General features: G+C 72.6%; 5 protein-coding genes and 1 pseudogene. 1 reads left to right on the forward strand and 5 read right to left on the reverse strand.

Going from position 1 to position 9030, the window contains the following annotated elements; translation table 11 throughout:
* Nucleotides 1-316: 316 nt before the first annotated feature.
* Nucleotides 317-1729: a proline--tRNA ligase gene (proS, locus tag P3T39_RS30540; RefSeq protein ID WP_280702448.1), complete on the reverse strand. Its 1413-nt coding sequence runs from the start codon at nucleotides 1727-1729 to the stop codon at nucleotides 317-319.
* 220 nt (nucleotides 1730-1949) lie between these two features.
* Between proS and P3T39_RS30545 the strand changes: the two genes are divergently transcribed.
* Nucleotides 1950-2816, forward strand: a complete 867-nt coding sequence (locus P3T39_RS30545; RefSeq protein ID WP_280702449.1) for an SAM-dependent methyltransferase — start codon at nucleotides 1950-1952, stop codon at nucleotides 2814-2816.
* A gap of 138 nt (nucleotides 2817-2954) precedes the next feature.
* Here P3T39_RS30545 and P3T39_RS30550 read toward each other — a convergent pair.
* The 4 genes and pseudogenes from P3T39_RS30550 to P3T39_RS30565 form a co-directional block, all read right to left on the reverse strand.
* Nucleotides 2955-3883, reverse strand: a pseudogene (locus P3T39_RS30550) (AAA family ATPase); the annotation flags it as partial.
* 58 nt (nucleotides 3884-3941) lie between these two features.
* Nucleotides 3942-4481, reverse strand: a complete 540-nt coding sequence (locus P3T39_RS30555; RefSeq protein ID WP_280702456.1) for a GNAT family protein — start codon at nucleotides 4479-4481, stop codon at nucleotides 3942-3944.
* A gap of 105 nt (nucleotides 4482-4586) precedes the next feature.
* On the reverse strand, nucleotides 4587-6152 hold the full coding sequence (ffh, locus tag P3T39_RS30560; RefSeq protein ID WP_280702450.1) for a signal recognition particle protein: 1566 nt from the start codon (nucleotides 6150-6152) through the stop codon (nucleotides 4587-4589).
* Nucleotides 6153-6397: 245 nt separating this feature from the next.
* Nucleotides 6398-8842 carry a [protein-PII] uridylyltransferase gene (locus P3T39_RS30565; RefSeq protein WP_280702451.1) on the reverse strand — a complete coding sequence of 815 codons (2445 nt, stop codon included), beginning with the start codon at nucleotides 8840-8842 and terminating at the stop codon, nucleotides 6398-6400.
* Nucleotides 8843-9030 lie beyond the last annotated feature (188 nt).

Below are 9030 nucleotides of genomic sequence, written 5' to 3' on the forward strand. Positions count from 1 at the left end.
TCTCAGGAATGCGTATCGGTGCGCGAATTGCACTGCTCGGATCTGACGCAAGACCAACCCCCTGCAACTGTGGGCCCAACAAGCCTCGCCGGGCTCTTGGCTATTGCCCCAGGGCCCCGCAAGTGCGCGGGTACAGCGCTACCCCAAGGCAGACGGCCCGTGGCGCTGTCGGGAATTGACAGGGCCACGGGCCGTACACCGTACCGCTAGTTCCATAGGACCGGCAGTTGACTGGTCAGTAGTCTCATCAGGCAGTCTGCAGACGGTAGAACAAACGACCTCTACCGGCGCGGAAGTGCGACCGGTTAACGGAAGCTCAGTAGGCGCGTGCGACGATCGCGACGTTGCCTTCCTGATCGTCCGTCGCCGGAACCGAACCGTCGGCCGCAACAATGCAGCGCACCGAGACGCCCTGCTCGGCCAGCTTGGCCTCGCCCTCCGCGCCCAGTTCGGCCCAGGAGATCCGACCCCAGCCGGTCGCGGCGGCCTCGACGGCCTCGTCGAGGTTCTTGACCTCGACCGTACGGGCCTCGCGGCGCTCGCGGGACTGGCGGAGCAGCAGCGCCTGGTCCTCGTCGAGGATGCCGGGGAGCAGCGCAGCCAGACCGTCGATCGAGACCGGCTCCTTGCCGCCGGGGATACGGCGCGCGAGCATCGCGGTGCCGTTCTCCAGGTCGCGCGGGCCGACCTCGATGCGCAGCGGTACGCCCTTGAGCTCCCAGTCGACGGCGCGGCGGCCGAACGGGGTGTCGGTGCGGTCGTCGACCACGACGCGGATACCGGCGGCCTCCAGCTGGGCCCCGATCTCGCGGACCTTGGCGAGCACCGCGTCGTCGCCCTTGATGGCGAGGACGACGGCCTGGACGGCGGCCAGGCGCGGGGGCACCCGCAGGCCGTTGTCGTCGCCGTGGGACATGATCAGGCCGCCGACCATACGGGTCGACACACCCCAGGAGGTCTGCCAGACGTACTCCCGCTCGGCACCCTGGAGCTGATAGGTGGTGTTGAACGCCTTGGCGAAGTTCTGGCCCAGCTCGTGGCTGGTGCCCATCTGCAGCGCCTTGCCGTCACCCATCATGCCCTCAAGGGTGAGGGTGTTGATGGCGCCGGCGAAGCGTTCCTTGGCGGTCTTGCGGCCGAGCACCACGTCGATGCCCAGCACATTGGTCATGAAGTCGCCGTAGACGTCCGTGTGGATCATCGAGGCGTACGCGTGCGCGTCCTCGTAGGTGGCGTGGGCGGTGTGGCCCTCCTGCCAGAGGAACTCGGTGGTGCGCAGGAAGACGCGGGGGCGCAGCTCCCAACGGACCACGTTGGCCCACTGGTTGATCAGCAGGGGCAGGTCGCGGTGGCTCTGCACCCACTTGGAGAAGTACTCGTTGATGATGGTCTCGGAGGTCGGCCGGACGACGATCGGCTCGTCCAGCTCCTTGCCACCTCCGTGGGTGACCACGGCGAGCTCCGGGGCGAAGCCCTCGACGTGCTCGGCTTCCTTGGTCAGGTAGGACTGCGGGATGAACATCGGGAAGTACGCGTTCTGGGCACCGGCCTTCTTGATCCGGGCGTCCATCTCCTGCTGCATCCGCTCCCACAGGCCGTAGCCGTACGGTCGGATGACCATGGTGCCGCGCACCGGACCGTTGTCGGCCAGCTCAGCCTTGTTGATGAGGTCCTGGTACCAGCGCGGGAAGTCGTCCGCCTGGGGGGTGAGAACGGGTGCCTTTGCCATGGGGCAGATGGTACGGGGATCAGGGCCCTGATCGTGAATCGCCCTCATCCTGAACCGCCCTCACCCGCGCGAAGCAGGGGGCGCACGACCACCGCGCGCGGATACCTCCGCGCACCCCTCTGGACGCCAGGCCGCAGCCGCTGTTCGCTGGAACCGGGGCGGGACTTTTTTTGGGGGGTGCCAGGAGCTGGACTACCAGAAGACCGGATGGGAGGCCGCGATGGCTTCAGCGCAGGTGACCGGTACGACCGCGCAGCGACCCCGCGCCCACGGCGGCGCGAGTACACACGGGCGGGCCCGCGACTGGGCGGAGATCCAGGAGCGCATGCTCGTACCGCTCTACCAGGCGGTGTACGAGCGCCTGGAGGTCGGCTCGGCGACCAGTCTGCTCGGCCTCGGCTGCCGGTCGGGGCTGTCCCTGCTGCTGGCGGCGGAGCGAGGTGCGGAGGTGGCCGGTCTTGAGCCGGACACGGAGTTGCGCGAGCTGGCGCAGGGCCGGCACCTGCGGGTGTCCGGTCCCGGACACCACGACCGTCCGTCGGGTCCCTTCCCCCGCACGGCCCAGTCGCTGGTGACTCTCTTCGAACTGTGGCAGGCGCCTTTCCTGCGGCAGTCCGGTGCATCGAGGCCGTCCGGTGAGCCGGGACGGCCGACGCCCGCGCAGTCGGTGGCCCGGGCGGCCGGGCTGACCCTCCCGGGCGGGCACGTGGTGCTGGCCGGCTGGGGCCCGCCGGAGCGCTGCGAGAGTGCCGCCGTGCTGGACGTGGCGCGCCGCAGGGCCGCCCGGACACCGGGCTGCGACCCCTTCGCACTGAGCACGCCCGGCGCGCTGGAGACCCTGCTGACCGGTGCCGGTCTGCGCCCGGCCGGCAGTGGACGGGTGAACTGCCCGTTCGCGTACCCGGATCTGGAGAGCGCGGTGCGCGGGATGCTGTCGACCGGCCTGTACGAGGCGGCGATCGAGGACTCCGGCGCGGCGCTGGTGGAGAAGGAGCTGGAGGAGGCCCTGCACCCGTTCGTCCAGCGGGACGCCTCCGTGCGGATGGCCAATCTGTTCCGCTACGTGATCGCCGAGAAGCTCCGCTGACGGCACGGTGGGCGGCCGACCGACGAGACGTCCCGGGAAGCAGCCCGGGAGACGACCCGGAAGCAACCAGGGGGCAGCCCGGGAAGCAGCGCGGAGAACGGGCCGCCCACCGGCCGTGCGGCACACGGCCGTCGTGCCTCAGGCGAGTTGCTTCCTGGGCACTCCCGCCGCCCGGTAGGCGGCCTCCTCGTCCAGGGTCTCGGCCTCCAGCAGCGCACCCGCGAGGGCGGCGAGCTGTCCGCGGTGCTCGGTGAGGATCCGGGTCGCGTCGTCGTAGCACTCGGCGACGATCCGTCTGGCCTCCTCGTCCACCACGTCCAGCGTGGCGGGTGCGGCGGAGAGCCCGTACGCGCCCTGGCTGTCGCTGGGCACGGCGGTGAGGCGGCCGGCCCGCTCGCTCATGCCCCAGCGTCCGGCCATGCCCCGGGCCATGTTGGTGACCTGTTCCAGATCGCTCCTCGGGGAGAGCGGCACGCTCCGGGTGTGGATCTTCAGGATCGCCTCGCGCCCGTCGCGGTCCGGCGGGCTGGCGGTGATCCGGCGGTCGAGGCGTCCCGGGCGCAGCAGGGCCGGGACGAGGACCTCGGCCCGGCTGGCGCCGACGCCGACGATCATCTCGATGAACTCCGATGCGGAGGCGGAGAAGAACGGCACATCCGCCTCCCCCGCGACCGCCCTGGCCAACAGGGTCTTGCCGTTGCCCGGCGGACCGCTGAGCAGCACGCCGCGCAGCATCCTGGCGCCGAGCCCCCGGTACGCCTGCGGGTTCTTCAGGAAGTCGACCACTTCGGCGGGTTCGGCCCCGACCTCGTCGATCCCGGCCACGTCGGCGAAGGTCGTCCGCCTGCCCGCCGTGGTGTCGACCGGCTTCGGCGGGGACTTGCGGCCGAGCGCCCCCGCTGCGCCCATCCCGCCGGCCATCCGGCGGGCCGGCAGCATCCAGACCAGGATCAGCAGCAGCACAGGATCAGCAGCAGCATCGGAGCGAGCGAGATCAGCAGGTTGGCGAGGAAGCTGCGCTGCTGGACCACGGGTTCGGCGGTGACGGTGACGTTCTACTGCTGGAGGCCGTCGGACGATACGGACACCCCGGGTGAGCTGGCCCCGCGAAACGCCGTGCCGCGCCTACCCCCTGGGCAGCGGCTCCCACTCCTCCGCCGTCAGCGCGAACCGCTCGTGGTCGCGCCAGGCGCCGTCCAGGAAGAGCATCCTGGGGGTGAAGCCCTCGTGCCGGAAGCCGAGCCGCTTCGCCATTGCGATCGAACGCCCGTTCTCCGGCTGGACGTTGATCTCCAGCCGGTGCAGGCCCAGACCTCCCGCCTCCAGCGGGGCGAAACAGCGGTCCACCACCAGCCGCATGCCCTCGCTCATCCTGCCCGTCCCGGCGAACGGCAGGTAGGAGTCGTAGCCGAGCGCGGCATTGCAGAACCGGCCCATGACGATGTTGGCCACATTGCACTTGCCGACCAGACCGCCGGTCTCCACGTCCACGATCAGGAGGGTCCGCAGTCCCGGTCCCTGACGCTCCAGCAGATCGGGCAGGCCGTCCGGTTCGACCGGGTTCCACCGGCCGACGTGCTCCGCGGAGCGGCGGACCGCCTCGGCGTACTGGGCCGCGTCTGCGGGCTTCGGCGCCCGGATCATCACTCGCACGCCCCCCATCATCCGCCATGCGCCCGGTTCACGCGTACGGCCCACAGCCACGGGGCTGTGGGCCGTACCGGAACGAGCCCTGGCGGAGCTACCGGACCACCGGGGCGGGCTCCCGGGTCAGAGCAGGTCCTTGAACTCCTTGGGGAGCTCGAAGTCGGCCGGCCCCTTGCCCGCGCCGAGGCCGAAGGCGCCGCCCTCGGCCGGGGCCTGCGCGCCACCGGGGCCGAGCGCCTTGCGCTGGGCGGCGGCCGCCTCCTCCTGGGCCCGCTTCAGCGGGTTGCCGGACTTCTTGCGTCCCTTGGCCGCCGGGGCCTTCTTGGCGGACTTCTTGCCGCCACCGCCCATACCCGGGATCCCCGGCATGCCGGGGATGCCCTTGCCCGAGGCCATCGCGGACATCATCTTGCGGGCGTCGAAGAAGCGCTCGACCAGGTTGTTGACCTCGCCGACCTGGACGCCCGAACCCTTGGCGATACGGGCGCGCCGCGAGCCGTTGATGATCTTCGGGTCGGTCCGCTCGGCCGGGGTCATCGACTTGATGATGGCGCCGACGCGGTCGACGTCCTTGTCGTCGATGTTGTTGATCTGCTCGCGGATCTGGCCCATGCCCGGCAGCATGCCGAGCAGCTTGGAGATCGAGCCCATCTTGCGGACCTGCTCGAGCTGGGCCAGGAAGTCGTCGAGGGTGAAGTCCTTGCCGCCGCCCTGCAGCTTGGAGGCGATCTTCTCGGCCTCGGCCTGCGAGAAGGTCTGCTCGGCCTTCTCGATCAGGCTGAGGACGTCACCCATGCCGAGGATGCGCGAGGCCATCCGGTCCGGGTGGAAGGCGTCGAAGTCGTCGACCTTCTCGCCGTTGGAGGCGAACATGATCTGGCGGCCGGTGACATGCGCCACCGAGAGCGCCGCACCACCGCGGGCGTCACCGTCCAGCTTGGACAGCACCACACCGGTGAAGTCGACGCCTTCGAGGAAGGCCTGCGCGGTGGTCACCGCGTCCTGGCCGATCATCGCGTCGAGGACGAACAGCACCTCGTCCGGGTTGATCGCGGCCCGGATGTCCGCGGCCTGCTGCATCAGCTCGGCGTCGATACCGAGGCGGCCCGCGGTGTCGACGATGACGATGTCGTGCTGCTTCTGCTTGGCGTACTCGATCGAGTCGCGGGCGACCTTGACCGGGTCGCCGACGCCGTTGCCCGGCTCGGGGCCGTAGAAGGCGACCTGGGCCCGGTCGGCCACCACACCGAGCTGGGTGACGGCATTGGGGCGCTGGAGGTCACAGGCGACCAGCAGCGGGGTGTGCTTCTGCTGCTTCAGCCAGTGGCCCAGCTTGCCCGCGAGGGTGGTCTTGCCCGCACCCTGCAGACCGGCCAGCATGATGACCGTCGGGCCCGACTTGGCGTACCGCAGGCGCCGGGTCTCGCCACCGAGGATGTTGACGAGCTCCTCGTTGACGATCTTGACGACCTGCTGGGCGGGGTTCAGCGCGCCGGAGACCTCGGAGCCCAGCGCACGGTCCTTGACCTGCTTGATGAAGGCCCGCACCACCGGCAGCGCGACATCCGCTTCGAGCAGGGCGATCCGGATCTCGCGGGCGGTGGCGTCGATGTCCGCCTCACTGAGGCGGCCCTTGCCCCGGAGGTTCTTGAACGTCGCTGCGAGGCGGTCGGAAAGAGTGTCGAACACGTCGGTCGCGGGTCCCTTGCGGCATCGGTACGGGTACTGTCGTCGCCCCCAGGGTATCCGCCCGCCCCAGGTACGGTCTCCACCCCACCTCCGGCTCAGCCCGCGACGCCCTCCGGCGCCCGCTTGACCGGCGTGCGGCCGGCCTTCGGGACGAGGGTCACACGCCGCTCACCGCTGGCGGCGGGTCGAGGTCGCGGGCGGGGTCCGGCGGATTCCGCCGGTGCTCGCCCGGATTCTCCCGGTGCTCACCCGAGCGCCTCCCGCACCTGCGCCGCCACCTCGCCGGCGCGCTCGGGCGTGAGCGGGCGGCCCTCGGGGTCCGTGAGGTAGAAGGCGTCCACCGCATCCGCGCCGAGCGTGCTGACGTGGGCGGTACGGACGACCACCCCGGCCGCGTCCAGCGCCCGGCCGATGCGGTGCAGCAGGCCGGGGGCGTCGTGGGCGCGGACCTCCAGGATGGTGGCGCTGGACGACGCCCCGGGGGCGACCGCCACCACCGGGGGCGGGGTGGTGATGCCCCGGCGGCGCGGGGCGGCGGCGTCCCGTTCGGCGAGCTTGCGGGCCACGTCCAGCGAGCCGTCCAGGGCCCGGCGCAGGTCGGCCCGCAGCCGGTCCGCCTCCGGCAGTTCGCCGTACTCGGCGGCGACCTTCCAGCGGATCAGCAGCACCGGACCCTCGCCGATCGGGTCGAGCAGACGCAGCGCGGCCGAACGGACCGTCAGCCGGTGCAGCGCGATCACTCCGGCCGCCGTGCTCAGCAGTGCAGGGCGGTCCGGGATGGCCAGGGTCAGCTCGACGCCCATCGGCTCGCTGCCGAAGGCGTCCTGCTGCGCCTGGGCGAGCAGAGCGAGGGCCGGTTCACCGGTCCGGGCGGCCTCCACGGCGAGGCGCTCCTGATCGACCGTCGGCTCGGCCTCGGCCGGGAAGGGGTCGGCGCCCGCGAGCTGCGCGGCCACCCGGTCGACCAGCCGGTCCACCAGCGAGGCCCGCCAGCTGCTCCAGGCGGCGGGTCCGGTGGCGGTGGCGTCGGCCTCGGTGAGGGCGTGCAGCAGCTCCAGGTGCGGGAGGGTGCCGACCACCTTGGTGACCAGGTCGATGGTGGCCGGGTCGTCCGGGTCGCGGCGGGTGGCGGTGTCGATCAGCGTCAGGTGGTGGCGGACCAGCAGGGCCAGGGTCTCGGTGTCGGCCTTGTCGAAGCCCATCCGGACGGCCACGTCCCGGACGATCACCTCGCCCGCCTCGGAGTGGTCACCCGGCCAGCCCTTGCCGAGGTCGTGCAGCAGGGCGGCGACCAGCAGCAGGTCCGGCCTGGCCACCCGGCGGGTCATCGCGGCCGCCTTGACCGCCGTCTCGACCAGGTGCCGGTCGACCGTCCAGCGGTGTACGGCGTTGCGCTGCGGCCGGCAGCGCACCCGCTCCCAGTCCGGCAGCAGGCGGGTGATCAGGCCCTCGGCCTCCAGCGCCTCCCAGACCGGCAGACAGGACTCCCCCGCGCCGAGCAGGGTGATCAGCTGCTCCCTGGCCTCGTCCGGCCACGGCACGGGCAGTGGCCTGGTCTCGGCGGCCAGTCGGCGGACCGTCGAGTGCCCCACGGCCAGCCCGGCCTGCGCGGCCGCGGCGGCGGCGCGCAGCGGCAGGACGGGATCCTGCGCCGGGCGGGCGCTCTGGGCGAGCACCGCCTCGCCGTCCTGCTCGACCACGCCCTCGGCGAGCGGCCTGCGCTCTATGGCGCCGTGCGCCACCGCGCCCGCACCGCGCCCGACCCCGGTGAACGGGAAGGCCAGCCGGGCCACCCGGCGCCCCCGGCTGACGCGCGCCGCCAGGATGCGCTCCACGGCCCGCCAGGTGACGTCGCCGGCATAGGCGATGGTGCGGGCCGCCTCGTACACCTGGCGCAGCAGCGTGTCGGCGTCGAGCACGCCGAGCTGGGCGGCGACCTGGTCCTGGTCGTGCAGGCCGAGGCGTTCGGTGGCGCGTCCGGTCGTGAGGTGCAGGGCGTCGCGGACGTCGGCCAGCTTGGCGGCTGCCGCGTCCAGGCCGTCCCTGGGGGCGTCGGCGAGCCAGCTGGCGGCGATCGCGTTGAGTGCGGCCACATCGCGCAGCCCGCCCCTGGCCTCCTTGAGGTCGGGCTCCAGCAGGAAGGACAACTCGCCGTGGCGCTCGGCGCGTTCGAGGCAGAGCCGGCGGAGTTCGGGCAGCCGCTTGGCGGCGGCGGCGCGCCAGTCGGCGAGGACGGCCGAGCGCAGGGTGGCGGTCAGCGCGGGGTCGCCCGCGAGGTGGCGGGCGTCCAGCAGGCCGAGCTGCGCCTTGAGGTCCTCGGCGGCCACCGCGCGGGCCTCGGCCACGGTGCGTACGGAGTGGTCGAGCGCGGTGCCGCCGTCCCAGACGGGGTACCAGATCCGTTCGGGCAGCCGGGGGTCGAGCGCTCCCTGGTGCAGCAGCAGAACGTCCAGGTCGCTGCGCGGCGAGAGCTCCCCGCGCCCGTACCCGCCGACCGCCACCAGGGCGGTTCCCGACGGTGCCCCGCAGGCCCCGTACAGCTCGGTGAGCCAGTCGTCGGCCAGGGCGGCGAGGGCGGCCCGGCGCTCGGCGCCGCCGCGGCCCGGCTCGGCGAGCAGCCGGGCGCGGGCGGCGGCAAAGCCGGAGGGGCCGACCGGGTCGTCGGCGGGAGGGGTGTCGGAGGTCGTCACGTCAGGGTCCCCATCCGTGGTGCGGGTGGTGCGGAGCGGCTGCGCCTGTGCCTGTCCCGAATGCTAGGGCCATGCACTGTCCGGGGCGCGGGGGGGGGGGGGTTTAACCCGCAGCGCCCCCCCCCCCGGGGGGGGCCGCGGGGGTTGGAGGCCGCGGGGCCGCCGCCCCCCCGGACGGCCCCGGCGGC

The sequence above is a fragment of the Kitasatospora sp. GP82 genome, from assembly GCF_029892105.1.
Lineage (GTDB): Bacteria > Actinomycetota > Actinomycetes > Streptomycetales > Streptomycetaceae > Kitasatospora.

Bases quoted from the DNA above. Each gene is read 5' to 3' on its own strand.
- proS (WP_280702448.1), bottom strand. From the start codon at position 1,729: ATGGCAAAGGCACCCGTTCTCACCCCCCAGGCGGACGACTTCCCGCGC.
- P3T39_RS30545 (WP_280702449.1), top strand. From the start codon at position 1,950: ATGGCTTCAGCGCAGGTGACCGGTACGACCGCGCAGCGACCCCGCGCC.
- P3T39_RS30555 (WP_280702456.1), bottom strand. From the start codon at position 4,481: ATGATGGGGGGCGTGCGAGTGATGATCCGGGCGCCGAAGCCCGCAGAC.